Source organism: Nocardioides sp. (genome assembly GCF_035576065.1).
Taxonomy (GTDB): domain Bacteria; phylum Actinomycetota; class Actinomycetes; order Propionibacteriales; family Nocardioidaceae; genus Nocardioides.
In genome coordinates, this window is the sequence record NZ_DATLWX010000006.1 from 99,659 (window position 1) to 116,366 (window position 16,708).

22 protein-coding genes and 1 pseudogene are annotated in these 16,708 nt (G+C 68.6%); all 23 read left to right on the top strand.

The window, feature by feature from the left end:
- Positions 1 to 17 precede the first annotated feature (17 nt).
- The 23 genes and pseudogenes from VNJ48_RS02165 (at position 18) to VNJ48_RS02275 (ending at position 16,708) form a co-directional block, all read left to right on the top strand.
- The gene (locus tag VNJ48_RS02165; protein WP_325598655.1) at positions 18 to 374 is read left to right on the top strand and encodes a hypothetical protein; all 357 of its coding nucleotides are present in this window, start codon (positions 18 to 20) and stop codon (positions 372 to 374) included.
- 18 nt (positions 375 to 392) lie between these two features.
- A complete protein-coding gene (locus tag VNJ48_RS02170; RefSeq protein WP_325598656.1) occupies positions 393 to 1,847 on the top strand; it encodes a ParB/RepB/Spo0J family partition protein in 1,455 nt (484 codons plus the stop codon).
- A gap of 1,102 nt (positions 1,848 to 2,949) precedes the next feature.
- Positions 2,950 to 3,171 (top strand): annotated as a pseudogene (locus tag VNJ48_RS02175) (DNA translocase FtsK); the annotation flags it as partial.
- On the top strand, positions 3,168 to 3,695 hold the full coding sequence (locus tag VNJ48_RS02180) for a hypothetical protein (RefSeq protein WP_325598658.1): 528 nt from the start codon (positions 3,168 to 3,170) through the stop codon (positions 3,693 to 3,695). The pseudogene VNJ48_RS02175 and the gene VNJ48_RS02180, both read left to right, overlap by 4 nt.
- A complete protein-coding gene (locus VNJ48_RS02185; RefSeq protein WP_325598660.1) occupies positions 3,688 to 4,233 on the top strand; it encodes a hypothetical protein in 546 nt (181 codons plus the stop codon). Before VNJ48_RS02180 ends, VNJ48_RS02185 begins: the two co-directional genes overlap by 8 nt.
- Positions 4,230 to 4,418: a hypothetical protein gene (locus VNJ48_RS02190; protein ID WP_325598662.1), complete on the top strand. Its 189-nt coding sequence runs from the start codon at positions 4,230 to 4,232 to the stop codon at positions 4,416 to 4,418. Before VNJ48_RS02185 ends, VNJ48_RS02190 begins: the two co-directional genes overlap by 4 nt.
- Positions 4,415 to 5,272: a hypothetical protein gene (locus VNJ48_RS02195; RefSeq protein WP_325598664.1), complete on the top strand. Its 858-nt coding sequence runs from the start codon at positions 4,415 to 4,417 to the stop codon at positions 5,270 to 5,272. The genes VNJ48_RS02190 and VNJ48_RS02195 overlap by 4 nt, the downstream gene beginning before the upstream one ends.
- The gene (locus tag VNJ48_RS02200) at positions 5,269 to 6,480 is read left to right on the top strand and encodes a hypothetical protein (protein WP_325598666.1); all 1,212 of its coding nucleotides are present in this window, start codon (positions 5,269 to 5,271) and stop codon (positions 6,478 to 6,480) included. The genes VNJ48_RS02195 and VNJ48_RS02200 overlap by 4 nt, the downstream gene beginning before the upstream one ends.
- 5 nt (positions 6,481 to 6,485) lie before the next feature.
- A complete protein-coding gene (locus VNJ48_RS02205; RefSeq protein WP_325598668.1) occupies positions 6,486 to 6,653 on the top strand; it encodes a hypothetical protein in 168 nt (55 codons plus the stop codon).
- On the top strand, positions 6,650 to 7,744 hold the full coding sequence (locus tag VNJ48_RS02210; protein WP_325598671.1) for a ParB/RepB/Spo0J family partition protein: 1,095 nt from the start codon (positions 6,650 to 6,652) through the stop codon (positions 7,742 to 7,744). Before VNJ48_RS02205 ends, VNJ48_RS02210 begins: the two co-directional genes overlap by 4 nt.
- Positions 7,741 to 7,977: a hypothetical protein gene (locus VNJ48_RS02215; protein WP_325598673.1), complete on the top strand. Its 237-nt coding sequence runs from the start codon at positions 7,741 to 7,743 to the stop codon at positions 7,975 to 7,977. Before VNJ48_RS02210 ends, VNJ48_RS02215 begins: the two co-directional genes overlap by 4 nt.
- Entirely contained in the window at positions 7,974 to 8,360 is a 387-nt protein-coding gene (locus VNJ48_RS02220) for a hypothetical protein (protein WP_325598675.1), read from the top strand. Before VNJ48_RS02215 ends, VNJ48_RS02220 begins: the two co-directional genes overlap by 4 nt.
- The gene (locus VNJ48_RS02225) at positions 8,357 to 8,668 is read left to right on the top strand and encodes a hypothetical protein (RefSeq protein WP_325598677.1); all 312 of its coding nucleotides are present in this window, start codon (positions 8,357 to 8,359) and stop codon (positions 8,666 to 8,668) included. Before VNJ48_RS02220 ends, VNJ48_RS02225 begins: the two co-directional genes overlap by 4 nt.
- Positions 8,665 to 9,303, top strand: a complete 639-nt coding sequence (locus VNJ48_RS02230) for a hypothetical protein (RefSeq protein WP_325598679.1) — start codon at positions 8,665 to 8,667, stop codon at positions 9,301 to 9,303. Before VNJ48_RS02225 ends, VNJ48_RS02230 begins: the two co-directional genes overlap by 4 nt.
- A complete protein-coding gene (locus VNJ48_RS02235) occupies positions 9,300 to 9,518 on the top strand; it encodes a hypothetical protein (RefSeq protein ID WP_325598681.1) in 219 nt (72 codons plus the stop codon). The genes VNJ48_RS02230 and VNJ48_RS02235 overlap by 4 nt, the downstream gene beginning before the upstream one ends.
- Before the next feature lie 142 nt (positions 9,519 to 9,660).
- Complete coding sequence (locus VNJ48_RS02240; protein WP_325598683.1) at positions 9,661 to 9,897, top strand: helix-turn-helix domain-containing protein; 237 nt, start codon at positions 9,661 to 9,663, stop codon at positions 9,895 to 9,897.
- Between the two features lie 98 nt (positions 9,898 to 9,995).
- Positions 9,996 to 10,202, top strand: coding sequence for a hypothetical protein (locus VNJ48_RS02245; RefSeq protein ID WP_325598685.1), 207 nt, complete (start codon positions 9,996 to 9,998; stop codon positions 10,200 to 10,202).
- A gap of 78 nt (positions 10,203 to 10,280) precedes the next feature.
- Positions 10,281 to 10,790, top strand: a complete 510-nt coding sequence (locus VNJ48_RS02250; protein WP_325598686.1) for a hypothetical protein — start codon at positions 10,281 to 10,283, stop codon at positions 10,788 to 10,790.
- 23 nt (positions 10,791 to 10,813) lie between these two features.
- Positions 10,814 to 10,960 carry a hypothetical protein gene (locus VNJ48_RS02255; RefSeq protein WP_325598688.1) on the top strand — a complete coding sequence of 49 codons (147 nt, stop codon included), beginning with the start codon at positions 10,814 to 10,816 and terminating at the stop codon, positions 10,958 to 10,960.
- A 700-nt stretch (positions 10,961 to 11,660) separates the two neighbouring features.
- Entirely contained in the window at positions 11,661 to 12,257 is a 597-nt protein-coding gene (locus VNJ48_RS02260) for a hypothetical protein (RefSeq protein WP_325598690.1), read from the top strand.
- A complete protein-coding gene (locus VNJ48_RS02265) occupies positions 12,257 to 13,993 on the top strand; it encodes a hypothetical protein (protein WP_325598692.1) in 1,737 nt (578 codons plus the stop codon). Before VNJ48_RS02260 ends, VNJ48_RS02265 begins: the two co-directional genes overlap by 1 nt.
- A gap of 19 nt (positions 13,994 to 14,012) precedes the next feature.
- Positions 14,013 to 15,317 (top strand): phage portal protein family protein, encoded by a 1,305-nt coding sequence (locus VNJ48_RS02270; protein ID WP_325598694.1) that lies wholly within the window; start codon positions 14,013 to 14,015, stop codon positions 15,315 to 15,317.
- On the top strand, positions 15,314 to 16,708 hold the full coding sequence (locus VNJ48_RS02275; protein WP_325598696.1) for a head maturation protease, ClpP-related: 1,395 nt from the start codon (positions 15,314 to 15,316) through the stop codon (positions 16,706 to 16,708). The genes VNJ48_RS02270 and VNJ48_RS02275 overlap by 4 nt, the downstream gene beginning before the upstream one ends.

Genomic DNA, 16,708 nt, shown 5'->3' on the forward strand with positions numbered 1-16,708 from the left:
CCGGCGACCGTGCACCGGTGGAGGAACGGATCCGGGACGCCGCCGCCGCCCGTGACGAAGGCATCGCGCAGGTCGAGAACGGATCCGACCCGCGGGTCATCCTCGCGATCGACGCCGCGATCCAGGCCGCGATCGAGTCCGGCCGCCGGTTCTCGGCGAACGACATCCGCGACCAGTTCCCCGTCTCGGACGAGCACCTGGTGGGAGCCCGGTTCCGCGCTCACGCGCAGAAGCGCGTCGACAGTCAGCCGCTGATGGTCTGCGTCGGACGCACCACCTCGACGCTCAAGTCCACCCGCCACCACGAGATCAAGGTCTGGCTGGGCTGGGACGCCCACCGCGCCGTCAACCGTGTCGCGTCCGCGACCTCCTAGCCCCAGGAGCACACAGTCATGCCCACCCAGACGAAGACGCCGGCGGAGATCCCCGCCGAGAACGTCGCAGCACACCACACGGCCTACGAGCCCCTCCTCTCGCTCGACGCGATCCACCCGCACGCCAGGAACCCCCGACACAACGCTGTCGCGGACACCGAGCTCGTGGAGTCGATCCGGGACCAGGGCCTCATCCACGACCTCGTGGTCGCACCGCACCCCAGCAACGAGGGCGAGTACATCCTCATCGACGGGCACCGCCGCTACGACGCCCTGACCCGCAACGGCTACACCTATGCGCCGTCGAAGATCCGCCTTGACCTCGTCGACGAGGGCGACCAGCTGGCGGCGATGCTGGCCACGATCCGTCGCGAGGACCTGTCGCCGGTCGAGGAGGCCGAGGGGTTCGAGGACCTCTTCACCGTCCACGGATGGTCCGTCGAACGGATCTCGGCCGCGACGGGCCGCTCGAAGACCCTCATCACCGAGCGGCGCAAGCTCACCCGCCTGCCCCAGGTCGCGAAGACCGCCGCGGACTCAGGCCAGATCACCATCGACGACGCGCTGCGCATCGCGAAGCTCCCGCCTGCAGAGCAGACCGCGCTGGAGAAGATGGTGAGCCGCGCCGACTTCAGGTACGAGATCCAGCGGGTCGAGGGCCGGGTCAAGGCCAGCAAGGATGCCGAAGCCGCAGCGAAGAAGCTGCGCGCCGCGGGAGTCCCCGAGGTGACCGTCCCCAAGAGCGTGACCACCGAGTGGAGTCTCAACCACGCCGACCACGGCGTCGTCCGCCTCCCACCGACCGGGTTCCCCAACGAGAGCGACCACGTCGGCTGCCTGGCGTTCATCATCGGCGGCACCAAGCAGTACCCCGCCCTATGGCTCGTCTGTAGCGACCCGGGCAAGCACGACCAGCAGCTCAGCGAAGTCCAAAAGGAACGGAAGGCCGCCGAGGCAGCAGAAGAAGCCGAACGCGCGCAGCGTCGCGAGGCCCACGAAGAGGAGCGCCGCGCTGGTGCGATCGCCCGGCAGATGCGCTGCGACGCCCTCCTCGCCGCGCTCAAGCCCAAGACGCTCGACCCCACCTTGGACTTCCTGATCCGCTTCGGGCTGGCCGACCTGATCTCTGAAGCGCTCCCCGGCTACACCGACCTGTTCCACGACATGCTCGACACCCCGGCTGACCAGCGCTGGACCAGCGCCTGGAATGAGGCCAGCTTCACGGACTGGTCGACCGACCTCCAGACCGCCACCGGGCCCGCACTCGCGAAGGTCCTCGCGGCGTACCTCGCCACGCGCATCGAGTCCCTCATCGACCGGCTCGCCCAAGGGGCAATCGACCCCGAGTCAGCCGACATCACCGCGGCGGCCGCCTACTTCGATGCCCTCGCTGCCGCCGGCCACGAGCTGAACACCGTCGACAAGGACCTTCGTGACCGCGCCCTCAACCACACCACGCAGGAGGACCAGTGACCGAGCAGCTCGAGGCGCACGGCCTCTACGTCATGTTCATCGCCGGCGTACTCCTCCTGGTCGTCCTGATGACCTTCGAGGCAGTCGCCCAGACCCGACGAGGCCGACGCCCATGAGGTTCGACGCCCCGACCCTCGCCCACGCCTGGCTCGCCGTGTTCGCCGCCTCCGGCACCGACAAGAAGCACGCCACGCTCTACAAGACCATCGCGATCGAGGAGCACCCCAAGGGGATCCGGCTCCTCGCCACCGACCGGCGAGTACTCCTCACCGCCTGGGTCCCCGAGATCGACTACCACTACGACAGCCCACCGTCGTTCGAGCAGGCCCCCGACCGTGTTGTCGTGGCCTCCGACGGCGACGCCCGCGGCCGCGGACTCCTCGGCTACGTCTGCTCGCTCGCCAACCGCCGCGGCGCGAACAACGAGGAGTACACGCCCGGAGAGATCGAGATCGACGTGGACTTCGACGTCCGTCTCCCACCCGGCAGCAAGGTCCCCGCACAGGAGGCCCTCGAGGGGATGGACCCCACCTACGTCACGCTCTCGGTCCGCGACGTCGAGAAGGTCTACCTCGAAGCCATCCCGATCAGCTACCCCGACTGGCGACCCGGGTTCGCTTCTCACACCCCGGAGCGCGCGGCCACCGTCGCCCTGGACCCCGAGATCCTCGAGCGACTGGCGAAGGTCCGCAAGCACGCCGCCGGCGCCCTCGCCTGGACGTTCGGCGGGACCGACCGCGCTGCGCTGGTCGAGTACTCCGACTCAGACCCCCGCGTCCACGGCATCGTCATGCCCGTCGCCGACCAGGACGACGACGCCCACACCGAAGGCGGCACCACCGAGCAGTCTGACCGCGTCGACTGCCCCAGATGCGACTACACCGTCGACGCCGCCGAGGACGGCGACGGCGCCCTGAGCGAGGTCCGTCATCACATGGGCGACAAGCACGGCGTGCACGAAACCGACGCAGCGCTCCGGGAGATCCACGGACTCGCCCCAGCCGCGCCCGCCTCCGGCGCTGACCTCCTCCGCAACGGCTCCGGCCTACACGTCGTCACCGACAAAGGCCTCAGCCGCGCCCACAGCGAAGAGGACCGCCCACTTCTGCGCCAGGCGGTCGAGGTCGTCCTCTCCACACAATTCGGCTCCACCTCGATGCTCGAACGCAAACTCCGCGTCGGCTTCGCCAGGGCCATTCGCCTGATGGACGACCTCGAAGCGCACGGCGTCGTCGGCCCCAGCAACGGCTCCAAGACCCGCGACGTCCTCGCGCGCCCCGAGCAGCTCGACGAAGTCCTCACGCAGATCGGAATCAACCCATGACCACCGGGGCATCTCTGACCGCGTCAGAGCGTCAGCTGCTAGGTCGCGCCCTCACCACGGCGACCGTGATGACGCACGTCACGCCCGACGGACCGTTGGCCAAGGCCGTCGAGCTCATCGTCGCCGACCGACTCCCCGGCGGCGTCGACACCCTGTCCGAGCTCCGCAGCAAGGGCAACGCACGCCGCGACCGCTGGCACACCCCGGACACCGAACCGTGGACCGGCGCGGACTGGTCGAACGCCATGTGCGGGGAAGCCGGCGAAGCGGCCAACGTGGTCAAGAAGATCAGGCGCGTCGAGACCGGCACCGGGCATCACCTCCCAGATACCACGGAGCACGCACAGCTCATCCGCAACCTCGCGCTCGAGCTGGCCGACACCATCGCCTACGCCGACCTCCTCGCCCAGCACTACGGCATCGACCTACGCGTCGCGATCGCCGAAAAGTTCAACATCGTCTCCGAACGCGAGGGCTTCCCCGAGCGGATAACCGTCCCCCGGCCGGACGTGGACCATGGCTGACCCGACCCCGGAGCAGATCGCAGCACGTAGACGCGCTGAAGAGTTCAACGCCGCATACCCGTCCGGCACACCAGTCCTCGCATGGCCCGGCACCCGCGACGAGGAGCCGATCAGCACCAGAACCCGCTACTCGGCCTGGGTGCTCGGCTCGGGCGAACCAGTTGTCACCGTCATCGGCACCGCCGGCGGGATCTATCTCGACCACATCGAGCACGACCCCACCCGCCAACCCGCGGTCCCGGACGTCGAGTTCGAGATGCCGCCCTGCCCGATCGACCAGCTCTGCTGCTATCGCTGTAGGGCGTCGTGGACCTCCGACGGCCGATCGGGGTCCTGGAACGACCCCAGCGCGGCACGCTGCCCCGCCACCTGTCACCCGTACTTCACCATCGAGAGCGACCTGATCGAACGGTGCGTCCTGGGGCGCAACCACGACCTCCGCGAGAGCGCTGCCCAACACCGATCAGCGGACGGGCTCACCAACTGGACGGACGACGACGCGAGGGCGCTCGTCGACGGCACTGGGGAGGCCGTGTGAGTGACGACCTCACAAGGCCCGACCGTGGGGAAGCGATGGATCGACTCACGCGGACCGTCCAGGCGTTGCCGGAGGACGAGCAGGCTCCATACCTGCTCCTCGCCCTGGCGTTCCTAGCCAGTCACGCTCCCGACGTCTTGGCGTTCCTTCTCGACCGGGCTGATGCGGTGGTGGAGGACACGTGAGCGGTCACCTGATCGGCTGCGCCGGCTCCCTGGAGACGTACAGCGTCGACGGCACGGAACGGAAGCTGCCGACGAGTCACAAGCTCGCTCTCCTGGCCTACGCGGACTCGGCGGACGACCGGACCCACATCGGGTTCGCGGGCTACAAGGGCGTCATGGCGTGGGCTGTGTGCTCCCGGGCCCGGGCCGCGGAGCTGATCCGCGACCTGTGCTCGTGGGGGCTCCTCGAGCAGCACGCCACGGCCCGCCCAGGACGCCGCGCGGAGTACGTCGTGTTCCCCGGCGGCTGCTGCGACATCCACCGCCCAGCCGAGGAAGAACCCGCCCACGACATCGGCGACCTCGCCCGCGCGGCTGGGATCAGCGTCGACCAGGCGCGGCTCCTCGTCGCGGCCATGAATGGGTCCGACGCTCCGGACACGTCCCCCCGTAATGGGTCCGACGCCCCGGACCCATTGACCGCCGACACCTCCGAACAGGCCGTTGAGCCTGTGGATAGCCACACGTTTGAGACCGAACGGGTCCAGAACAGGTCCGACACACCGGACCCCTTCACTACTTCAACTACTTCCCCCCTTCCCCCACCGGCAAGCCGGCAGGGGCGATGCGGCGCTCACCCCAACGGCCACGCCAACTGCCGCGGCTGCGGCACCACACCCCGCCAGTTGGCCGCTGCAGCGGCGAAGGCCAAGGCCGACAAGCAACGTGCCAACGCCCAAGCCCAGGTCGAACGCGACCGACAGGCCGCCGCGACGGCGCGAGCGGCATACCCGACCAGCGTCGTCCGGGCCGCACGAGCAGCAGTCGCTCCAGCCCCGAAGACACGAACCCGCACCAAGGAGTGGGTCCGATGACCGGCGCCGGCAACACCAAGCACCAGGTGGCCGTCGAGAAGACTGCCGACCTGGTCGCCCAGCTGCAAGCTGAGATCTCCTCGACTCTGACCGTCGTCGTGGACCTTGTCGGCCGCCTCGAGGACCTCGCCGACACCCGCCAGTCAGTCGGCCTCGGGTTCATGACCGAGCAGACCAAGGACCTCGCCAACAAGCAGACCCGCGCCGACCGCGCCGCTGCCCGCAACCTGCACCCCGCCCGGGCGCACGTGGGACTCAAGTTCCTGAACGGCGCCGCGGTCCTTGGCTCGGGTCAGGTGGAAGCCCCCGTCACGATGAACCCCGTTTCCGTGGTTGCTGAGATCCACTTCGCGGTCTTCCAGCACCTACGACGACTCAGCCGACCCGCGCTCCTACGGCTCCTCGAGCACGAGCAGATCGGCCTCGAGGATCACGCCATCTGCCCCTGGCCGCGGAACCCGATCAGCACGACGGCCCTCGACGTCAACGAAACGAACCTCAAGGTCCTCGCCGACCGACTCTCCAACGTAGTCAGCAGCTACCGCAACCGGCCCAACCTCCAAGCCATCCTCCGCGACCTCGAGCAGCTCGAGGAACGGGCCCGCGACGTCATCGACGGACCGTCGCGCACCAACCATCCCGACGCCTGCCCGTGGTGCGGCCGCCGGACCCTCGTGATCCTCCACCGCGAGTTCGGCCGTGACGTCCAGGTCGTGCGCTGCGAAGGCACCCACGCCTGCGTCTGCGACCACGAGTTCTGCGACTGCCACCGCAACCCCACACGCAACCGGCACGAGTGGGTCAACAGCGGCCGCGCCGCCCACACCTGGCACGCCCTCCACAACCTCCAGACCGCACGCAAGGAGACCATCCGCATGGAAACCCTCGCCCTCGATGCCATCACCCGGATCCGCGCGATGCACCAGCCGTTCTGGATCGACGGAGACGGCGACTCCCGGACCTACTACGTCCTCATCGGCGGCGACGAGATCGACCAGTACGCCCCCGACCACGTCTGCATCGACATCGGGACCGACGCCTGCCAGGTCTACGACGACGAGCCTGCCAGCTCCCTGCACTCCGTCCCCGGGTGCATCGAGTGCCAGGTCACCCACGACAACAGCGGCCAGCCCGGCAACCGCCTCTGGCCCTGCGCGACGTACCGCGCCACCCAGCTCGAAACCGACAGCCCCGACACAAGGAAGTGAATCCGATGGAGACCGATCAGCACCTCTTCGACAAGGTCCACACAGCACCCGCGCCAACCAACCACGTGGACACCCTCCACGCCGGCCTAGCAACCCTCGCCTACGTCGCCGCGCTCCTGCTGGCGACCGTCACCCCGGCCCTGGTCATTGCCGCCTACAGGGCAGCACTGTGAGCGCCGTCCTCGAGGCCACACCGGCCGGCACCCAGGCCGCGATGATCCAAGCGGTCCTCGGTGCCACCCACCCGCGGATTGCGCTGCCCACGATCGCGTCGAACTTCAAGGTCACCCTCGCCGACCTCCAGGCCATCCTCAACCGACACGGCTACCCCGACACCACCCGGCTCCGCAAGGCCGCCGGCGAGCTGCGAGGCCAGGCAGTCGAAGAGGCTGACAGCCAGGACGACACCTGTCCCACCCCCGCCGTCTCCCCCACCGACGAAAAGCCCCGCATGGTCCGCGTCCGTGTCGACGACCTCCACCCGGACCCCGACAACCTCCGCGAGTACGTCGCAGTACCCATCCCCGCCAGCGACCAGAACCCCCTGCGCCGCGACGAAGCGGCCGGCGACATCGAGCAGCTCGCGGACTCCATCCGCGAGGTCGGACTCCTCCAACCCATCGTCGCCCGCCGCCACGAACGACCCGACGGCGAGAAGGTCCTCGTCGTCGTCGCCGGCCATCGACGCCTGGCCGCGATCAAGCGCCTCCGCTGGACCGACGTCGACGTCATCATCCGCGCCCCCATGAAGCCCGACCACGTCATCGCCGCGATGCTGATCGAGAACGGCCAGCGCCGCGACCTCGACCCCATCGAAGAGGCGCGGGGGATCACGAAGCTGAAGGCCCAGCACGACCTCACCGACATGGAGGTCGCCCGCAAGATCGGCCGCTCCCAGACCTACGTCTCCGGCCGGCTCGCGCTCCTCAACCTCACCCCCCAGCAACAGGACGAGATCCGGACAGGTGCCCTCGGCCTCACGGGTGCCACCAACCTCGGCCGGCTCCAGTCAGGGAAGACCAGACACAGCGCCAAGGGCCACGTCACCGTCCCCTACTTCGGGCCCACCAACGACATCGCCCCCCGCGCCAGGGCCCGCTGCAGCCGACTCGGCCACAGCAAGAAGCTCAACGGCACCGCGTGCGGCGCCTGCTGGGAGTCCGTGATCCGCGCCGACGAACGCGCCCACCTCCAGACCGTCAACGCCACGTCAGACGACTGCGTCACCTGCGGCCACCCCATCGACCACCAGGAGAGCTCATGACCACGCTGCACCGCTGCCCGATCTGCCGCGCCAAGCACGCAGCCCCCAGGGTGCACCGCGCAGTCCGCGCCGTCCTCCTGGCGATCATCTTCAGCGCCATCGAGATCATCGCGGCACTCGCCCTGGACGGGTGGATCTCCATCGCGCTGTGGCTGATCGCAGCGTGGAACGCCCTCCGGTTCGTGTTCCTCGTCTGGGGCCTCGCCACACTCGCGGTTGGCGACGACCAATGAACAGGTTCCGCGCCGTCTGGCCCATCGTCGACGAGACGATCCCGTTCCCCGACCTCTGCCGAGAAGCCAACGCGGAGATCCCTCGACTCGCCGCCCAGGCCCGAGCACACCTCACCCGCGTCGGACGCTTCCTCATCGCACCGTCCGACCTCGTGCCCGGCTCAGGCCGCGTCACCGCCTGGTCTCTCGTCTACGAAGCGCCGGCCACACCCGTCAGACGATCCACAATCACCGCGACGTCCGAGCGCGAACGCACCTACGCCACCAACGACCACCGCGCCTGCCCACGATGCGGCATCGTCCGCGACGCACGGCCAGCTTCCCTCTGCAACGACTGCGAGCCGTTGGCCCGAGCAGAGAACGCACATGAGGCGGCCGCATGACGCACTCCCCCCATGTGACTCCAACGGGCCATCGCCAGGACGTCACCCCCACCCGACAGGCGAACGCCAGCGCAACCAGCGACGCCGACTACGACTACCACCTCAAGTCCAGCACCCACTACTGGATCGTGATCGTCTCCCACAAAGCCAACGGCTCGCTGCTCGACGCCCACGACGAAGTCCCCGGCGCGGTCGGCATCATCGATGCGGACACCATGCTCGGCCCACCAGACGTCTGCTGCTTCATCTGCGAAGAGTCCTACGAGCCGCGCCTTCGCAGGCGGAAGTGCCCAGGTGAGTCGCGATGAGCCTGTACACCGTCCGACCCATCAGCGACCGCACAGCGTTCACCGGCAACTCGATCGACTCGCGCTTCACCGTGACCTGGAGTCAATGCACTGACCTGCTCTACCGCGAGCTCGACCTCCTCGACGCCACTGACCTCGTCATCGAATGTGACGTCCGCGAGCAGGACCTCCGCCTCGACGGCACCCTCCGCGCCAACGCCCGGGCAGCCAGCCCGGCCGTGCGCCTGGCGTTCGAGTCCAACGTCGGCCCCCTGACCTACGCCACCGACGCCTTCCGCCGCCCGACCTGGCGCCGCGGCGGGATGCAGGAGGACTGGCAGCACAACGTCTACGCGATCGCGAAGTCGCTCGAGGCGCTCCGCCTGGTCGACCGATACGGCGTGACGAAACGCGGCGAGCAGTACACCGGGTTCAAGGCGCTTCCGGCCGGCCGCGCCATGCCCGCCAGCCACATGACGAAGAGCGAAGCGGAGGCAACGCTCACACGGTGGGGCGACGTCGGTCTGACGTGTGGGACGTGGGCTGAGCGCTACAAGAAGGCCCGCGCTGCCACACACCCCGATCGTCACGCCGGCGACCAGACCGCGTGGGACCAGGTCGAGCAGGCCGCGGCCGTGCTGGGGATGTCCCGATGAGCGCCATGACGGAGGCCGTGCGGATGGCCGAGAGGGACGCCTGGCAGAACGGCCTCGAGCCCGTCACCCTGACCCAGGCCGAGGTCGATGCCCTCCTCGAATATTCGACCACGCTCCCCACCGGCAAGACGATCGGGAAGCAGTGGAAGCGACAGCTCTACGTCGGTCCCAAGCGCGGTGCGTGGCTTACACCGAGGAGGGCGGAGGATTCGTAGCGCGGTGCACCGGGTGTGGGTGGGAGGCCTGGCGCCTGGCGCGGACCGACGCCCGGACCGCGGCCGCCGATCACAAGAAGTGCAGAGCGGAGGACGTCGCGTTCGTGAAGCGCCGCCAGCAAGCCCGAAGGGCAAGCCGCCGGTGACAGTGCCCAGCCCTGACCAGCTCCACACCGCCGACCAGGCGGCCGAGGTCCTCGACGTCCCCGCAGCAACGATCAGGAAGTGGGCCCGCGCTGGGAAGGCCATGCCAGCAGGCATCCTCCCAGCTGCAGTCCCGGGCGGATCGCAGGCGCTCTACACGCTCGCCGAGCTTCGCCCACTGGCGGATAGCTACCACGAACGTCGCAGCCGCCGGACCGGTTCAGCGTCAGACTGACCGCTCAAAGAATCTTCCTCCGACTACCTCTAAACTCTTGACTATGACAAGGGTTACAGGTAGTCTTTCTCTTGTCAACAACAAGGAAAGGAGGCAAGATGCACGACAAGGAGATCGCCTTCATCGAGGCGGCACTCTTCCAGCAGCGGATCACGATCCGCCGCACGAAGGCCGGTCACATGGTCTTCAGGAAGAACGGCGAAACGGTGGGCTTCCTCCACGCCGATGCCGGACTCACCGAGTTGGAGAGCCTGCTCTACCGTCTCGCTCGGCTCGGCCGAATCGTGTGGCCACCCGACTGGTGACACACGGAGGCCCCGGGACAGAGAAAGTGTCCCGGGGCCTCGCCCTCAACAGTACGACCAACAAGAACGGAGAACCACATGTCCAAGTCCATCCCGTGGAGCGTCCGTGTCGACTGGGACCACCCCGGCACCCTCGACCAACTCGAGGCCGCCCACATGCTCGAGACCTTGGCTGAGTTGCGCCCGGCTCTCGTCCTCGAGGAGACCGGCCTCCCAACGCGCTACAGCATCACCGTGCACGTCGACGAGGCCTCGCTGCGCAGCGCGATCAGCACCGCCCTTCGCCGCGTAGAGGACGCCACCGGCACGCGAGCCCGCGGCGTCGAGGCCCTCACGCAAGACACCGTGACACGGCAACTCGCCAAGCCGAACGTGCCCGCCCTGGTTGGGCACGCTGACATCGCGGACATGCTCGGAGTCAGCCGCCAGCGCGCAGGCCAGCTCGCCGACCGGCCCGGCTTCCCGCCGGCCGTCATGACCATCAAGGCCGGACCGCTCAGGGTCCGCGACCAGGTCGAGGACTGGGCCCGCACCTGGGACCGCAAGTCCGGGCGCCCAGCCAAGACTCCCGGTCAGGTCGACGCCTGATGGGCGATGTGGACACAGGTGTCGTGAGGTACGACAGTGACCGGCTCGCACAACGGCTGGCGGCGATGCTGGACGGCTACGACGGGCCGGCAGGCCACCTCGGGCTGCCCGAGTTCCTGCAGGCGGCACTGGATGAGTACCGGGCGGCCGTGGCGGCAGAACGCGAGTAGGTCAACAGCCAACACGCAACACCCTCGGTTGTTGACTACTCGGACAGAGTCAGGGAACATCTATGCCAGCGGATCCCGTATATCCGCACCAACCCCGGTGGCCCATTGGCCCCGGGGTTTCCTGTTCCCAGGCTGGGCCCGTGGACGGGGCTGTCCTGCGGGTCCGGCCTGGCACCAGGTGGTGAGCGATGCCCCTTCGCCCCTGCCTCGGTTGCGGTCGCCCGTCCGATCAGTCCCGCTGTCCTGCCTGCCGATCGACCGTCAATCGTCACCGCGACCAGCTGCGCGGCACCTCGTCCGAGCGCGGCTACGACGCAGCCCACCAAGCTGAGCGGCGCGAGTGGGAACCCAAGGTCGCGACCGGCAGCGTCGAGTGCAGACGCGCACCGTTCGGCCAGTGTGTCGGGCCCGCCCCGTTACTCCTTCCCAGCGAAGAGTGGCACCTCGGCCACCCGGACGCGGCCTGTCCTGCTGCCAAGGCGCCTGAGCACGTCGTGTGCAACGCTGGCGCACCGCGCCGACGCACTCCCTGACCCCCACCCCCCAGAAAATCTGGGTGCCAAGGGGGGACAGACCCAAGGGGTACCTGAAAAGACTTCTGTACGGGTTCCAGACGGGATTCGTGTGCGCAGCCCGCCGCGCGGCCGCTTCCGCCGCCCCTACCTCGCAGCTGGCCGCTTGACCCGGGAGGTGATCGGCCTTGCCCGGACCTTCCTCCAACCCCAACGCGATCCGACGCAACGTCCGAGTCGGCCCGACCGTCCTGCCGGCCGAGGGCTTCAAGGGACGGATGCCGACCTGGCCCCTGCCTGACAACCCGAGGATGGCCGCGCGGATCCGGCTCATCCAGGACGAGCTCGAGCTGCTTGAGGAACGCGACCTCGACGACGACCTGTCCCGCACCGAGAAGACGAAGCTCACCCGTACCCGTGAGCGCCTGGCGATCGCCGAAGCAGAGCGCGACGCCATCCTCGACACCGAGAAGGACCTCTGGCGTCGACTCTGGCGCACACCCCAGGCGTGCGAGTGGGCGCGACTCCGTTGGGACCGCGATGTCGCGCAGTACGTCCGGCACAAGGCGGCTGCCGAGATTGGTTCGCTCGAGGACAGTCGCGAGGCACGCCAGCGCGGTCACCACCTTGGGCTGACACCCAAGGGCATGAAGGACCTGATGTGGACGATCTCTACTGACCAGGTCGCCGAGCGCCGCGCGGAGAAGAAGGCCGAGAAGCAGGACGACGAGGTGTCGAAGCGGCGACGCGCTCGCCCCAAGGCCGTCGACGGGGGAGGGGCCTGATGCCGTGGCGTGGCCCACAGGAGCCGGGCGAGTTCCCCACGCTCGGGCACGTCGCGGCTGAGTGGATCGAGGAAGTGCTCTCCATCACCGACGGCCCGAAGATCGGTGAGCCGTTCCAGCTCTACGACGAGCAGTACGCCCACCAGCTGCACCGGTACCGCATCGACCCAGGGGCCCCGGGCGACGCCGGCAACGAGGCCTTCGTCCGACGAGGGTCGATGTGGGTCCGCGGTCAGAAGTGGGGCAAGGACCCGATTCTCGCCGCGCAGTGTCTGTTCCACGCCTTCGGGCCGTGTGACTTCGCTGGCTACGACGCCAACGGCGAGCCGGTGGGCCGGCCCCATCCCTCCCCGTGGGTCGGGATCGCGGCGCTCAACGACAAGCAGGCGGACAACACCTGGCTCATCGTCAAGGCCATGATCGAGGCCTCCGAGCTGTACGACCTGCCCGGTGTCGAGGTGAACCTCGAACAGGCCCGGCTCCCGAGCGGCAACCCGATCGAGAAGTTCACCACCACCGCGTGGGGCCGCCTCGGTGGTCGCTTCACCAACATCTCGCTCACCGAGAACGGCCTCATGACCAACACTGGCGAGGCCGGTCAGACCGGCAAGCGGTCACCTCTCGCTTTCGCCCGCACGCTAATCCGCTCCGTCATCGGCATGAACGGCATGTGGCAGGCAGCCACCAACACGTGGGACCCCACCGAGCACTCCCACGCGCAAGAGGTCTACGAGACGCGACCCAAGGACGGGATGGGTCGCACCTACATCGACATCAAGTCGTCCCGCCGGCGTGTGGAGCTGGACGACGACGAAGGCCTGCGCGACGAGTTGCTGTACCTCTACGGCGACTCCGCCCGCGAGAACGGCGGCCACGTCTCCGTGAAGAGCCTCGTCGCCGACGTCCGCGACCTGAGCAACGGCGAGGCCGAGTCCCGCCGCTTCTTCCTCTCCGAGTTCCTCGCCGGCGAGCGGCCGCTGGCCACCCCCGAAGCCTGGGGCGCGACCGCAGTCACACTGCCCGACCCCGACCCGCTCAAGCCCGGTGACCGCGTCACGCTCGGCTTCGACGGTTCCCGATCGCGGGACTGCACGGTGATCACAGCGTGCCGGATCCGCGACGGCCGCGTCGTCCACCTCCGCACCTGGCGCCCTGCCGACTACGAAGACCACAAGGTGCCGCGCCTGGAGGTCGACAAAGCCGTCCGCGACGCGTTCAAGGCCTATGAGGTCTGGTACCTCTACGGCGACCCGTACCGGTGGCAGGACTACCTCGACACCTGGGCGGCACTGTTTCCCAACCGCGTCGTCGAGGTGCCGACCAACGTCGAGAAGCGCATGGACGAAATCATCGAGCGCTTCACCACCGCACTCCGCAACGACGAGATCAGCCACGGCGGACCCGAGGACGCCACCCTCACGACCCACGTCGAAGGGTCGGCACTGGCCAAGGGCTCACGCAAGAAGGCGCGCGAGGACGAGGACGGCGGGCGCGTCGAGCACTACATGAAGGTCGTCAAGAAGCGCGACGACGGCTCAATCCACATCGACGCCGCGATCTCCATGCTCCTCGCCTTCGACGCCCGCGGCCGCGCGATCGAGGACGGCGCACTCGACGTCAGGCCCGTCCTGTCACCGGTCGGAATCTCGCAAGGCCTCGACGGCGGGAGCGACCCCCACCCGGACGACAGCTGGATCAGCGGCAACGTCCCGGACTGGAACAACCTGCCGCTCTGAGACCCACGAGGAGGACCGCGTGACGATCATCCCCATCTCGCCCGACGTCACCCCTCCCCCGCAGCGCGAGCTCGGCGTCGGCAACACCGGAAGCCCCAGCAACCCCTCCGACTGGTGGAACTCACTCGAGCTCGAAAAGGTCCCCGAGCTGCGCTGGCCGAGCGCGTACAGCGTCTACGACGACATGCTCAACAGCCCTCAGGTCGCCGGCGTGTTCTCCGCCGTCATCCAGATGATCCTCGGCACCGGGTGGCGAATTGACGGGACCGGGTGCAACCCCGAGATCACCCGCCACGTCGCACGCGACCTCGCCCTGCCCATCGTCGGCGTCAGCGCCCAAGACGACGAGACCGCCCTGCCCGTCGAGGACAAGTTCTCCTGGGACGAGCACGCCGAGATCTCCGTCGACGAGTACCTCCGCTACGGCCACTCGATCTTCGAGCAGAAGGCGATCGGCGGACCAGACGGGCCTGACGGTCTCTGGCACCTCGGCAAGCTCGGATGGCGCTCCGGTCGCACGATCACGAAGTACAACACCGCGCGCGACGGCGGCCTCATCTCCCTGGAGCAGAGCGCCATCACCGGCGTGCTGACCTCGCGAGCCAACAAGCCCACACCTCTTCCGGTGTCCCGCGTCGTCGTCTACGTCCGCAATCGCCGCGGCGGCAACTGGCGAGGCGAGTCCCTACTCCGTCCGGCCTACGGGCCCTGGATGATGAGCAGCCGCGCCCAGCGCATCGAGCTGGTCCTGGGCGAACGTGCCGGCGCCCCCGTCGTGGTCTACGAAGCCGGGGAGAAGGAAACAAGCCTGACCGCGGGCAAGGCGATCGCCACCTCGGTCCGCGTCGGCCGTGAGGCCGGTGTCGCCATCCCCCACGGAGCCAAGCTGCTCCTCAAGGGCATCGACGGCACCCTCCCCGACCTCGACAAGACCATCAAGCGTCACGACGAACGCATCGCCGGATCCGTGCTGGCCAACTTCCTCAACCTCGGATCACAGTCCGGCACCGGCTCATACGCACTGGGTGCCACGTTCTTCAACGCGTTCATGCTCGCGCTCCGCAAGGTCGCAAAGGACATCGCGCGTACCGCGAGCCGCCACGTCGTGGCCGACCTGGTCAAGTGGAACTGGCCCGGCGAGCGGGCCCCCCGCCTGGTGTTCGACGAGATCGGCGCCAACCGCGACGCCCTCGTGCAGGCCCTCGCCACCTTGGTGCAGGCCGGAGTGCTCACCGCCGACCAGGACCTCGAGACGTTCGTCCGCGCCGCGATCGGGATCCCCGGCATCGGTAGCGCGCCCCGACCCACCCAGGAGGACTCGTGAGCAAGCGACCCAAGACCACGCCGACCCGCATCCGCACCGCCGCTGCCCTCAAAGCCGATGCGCGCCTCCTGTCCGGTGCGCGCTCGCGGGTCGCTCTGGCAGTGGCAGACGGTGAGGGCGACCCGGCACCCGACGCAGGCACGAAGGTCGGCGAGCTGTGGCTTTACGGAATCGTCGGCGGCTGGTGGCGAGGCTTCGACGCCGAGTCGGTCTCCCGCGCGCTGCGGGCCATGGGCGACATCGACGTCCTACACGTGCGGATCCACTCGCCCGGAGGAATCGCCCAGGAAGGCGTCGCGATCGCAAACCTGCTGCGCAACTTCGACGCGCAGGTGATCACCGTCATCGACGGCACCGCGGCGTCTGCCGCGTCGGTCATCGCGGTCGCCGGCGACGAAGTCGTGATGTGCCCTGGCGCCCAGCTGATGCTTCATGACGCCTCCACGGGGATGTACCTGTACGGCAACGCCGAGGACCTTCGGAGCCAGGTCGTCGAGCTGCAGCGCCTCGTCGACTGGATCGACCACCAAAGCGAGAACTACGCCGGCATGTACGCCTACAAGGCTGGCGGCACCGCCGCCGAGTGGCGCCAAGTCATGACTGGCAACGGCATCATCGGCCAGTGGTACACGGGCGAAGAGGCGGTGGCCGCGAAGCTCGCAGATCGCGTCGGCACCATCACCGCAGTCGGCAGCCCCCCGGTCGCCCCGGACGAGGAGATCGACGACCTCGACGACCTCGACGATGAGCTGCTCGCCCGCGTCGAGCACGACCTACAGCTCCTCGAGCACCACGTGCCAGCCGCGGCCCGCGCCGCGTGGCAGGGCAACCCCGCTAAGCCGGCAACCAAGCCGGCCCCCAAGCCCCCGAACGCCTCCGCGGTCGGGTCCACCCACACCCAAGGAGGTTCTGCCGTGACGTTCAGTGACGAGCAGCTCACCACCATGCGGGAGTCCCTCGAGCTCGAGGAGACCGCGGACGAGGCAGCCATTCTGGCTGCCGTGCAGGCCGTGGTCGCCGAGAACCTCGAGGAGCGCCCCACTACCGAAACCGCCGGCGACGGCGACGTCGTTGTCCCGGAGGTCCGGCTCAAGGACCTCGAAACCGCGGCCGCAAGCGGCGTCGCGGCCATGCAGAAGCTGCAGGCCATGGAGCGCGACGCGTTCCTCGACGCACACAAGTCGAAGTACCCGGCAACGTCCCGCGCGGACTGGTCGAAGCGCTACGACAAGAACCCCGAAGGCACGCGCGAGCTGCTCTCGGCGGCTGCCGATCTCGTCCCCACCGGCGAGCTGGGCCACGAGTCCGACGGACTCAACCGCGAGGACGGCGGCAACGCCACCCTCGACGACATCCGCAGCGACGACAACTACAAGAACTGGAGGATGTGA

Coding starts and splice junctions, on each gene's coding strand:
- VNJ48_RS02170 (WP_325598656.1), top strand. CDS start 393: ATGCCCACCCAGACGAAGACGCCGGCGGAGATCCCCGCCGAGAACGTC.
- VNJ48_RS02180 (WP_325598658.1), top strand. CDS start 3,168: ATGACCACCGGGGCATCTCTGACCGCGTCAGAGCGTCAGCTGCTAGGT.
- VNJ48_RS02185 (WP_325598660.1), top strand. CDS start 3,688: ATGGCTGACCCGACCCCGGAGCAGATCGCAGCACGTAGACGCGCTGAA.
- VNJ48_RS02200 (WP_325598666.1), top strand. CDS start 5,269: ATGACCGGCGCCGGCAACACCAAGCACCAGGTGGCCGTCGAGAAGACT.
- VNJ48_RS02205 (WP_325598668.1), top strand. CDS start 6,486: ATGGAGACCGATCAGCACCTCTTCGACAAGGTCCACACAGCACCCGCG.
- VNJ48_RS02215 (WP_325598673.1), top strand. CDS start 7,741: ATGACCACGCTGCACCGCTGCCCGATCTGCCGCGCCAAGCACGCAGCC.
- VNJ48_RS02220 (WP_325598675.1), top strand. CDS start 7,974: ATGAACAGGTTCCGCGCCGTCTGGCCCATCGTCGACGAGACGATCCCG.
- VNJ48_RS02225 (WP_325598677.1), top strand. CDS start 8,357: ATGACGCACTCCCCCCATGTGACTCCAACGGGCCATCGCCAGGACGTC.
- VNJ48_RS02230 (WP_325598679.1), top strand. CDS start 8,665: ATGAGCCTGTACACCGTCCGACCCATCAGCGACCGCACAGCGTTCACC.
- VNJ48_RS02235 (WP_325598681.1), top strand. CDS start 9,300: ATGAGCGCCATGACGGAGGCCGTGCGGATGGCCGAGAGGGACGCCTGG.
- VNJ48_RS02245 (WP_325598685.1), top strand. CDS start 9,996: ATGCACGACAAGGAGATCGCCTTCATCGAGGCGGCACTCTTCCAGCAG.
- VNJ48_RS02250 (WP_325598686.1), top strand. CDS start 10,281: ATGTCCAAGTCCATCCCGTGGAGCGTCCGTGTCGACTGGGACCACCCC.
- VNJ48_RS02265 (WP_325598692.1), top strand. CDS start 12,257: ATGCCGTGGCGTGGCCCACAGGAGCCGGGCGAGTTCCCCACGCTCGGG.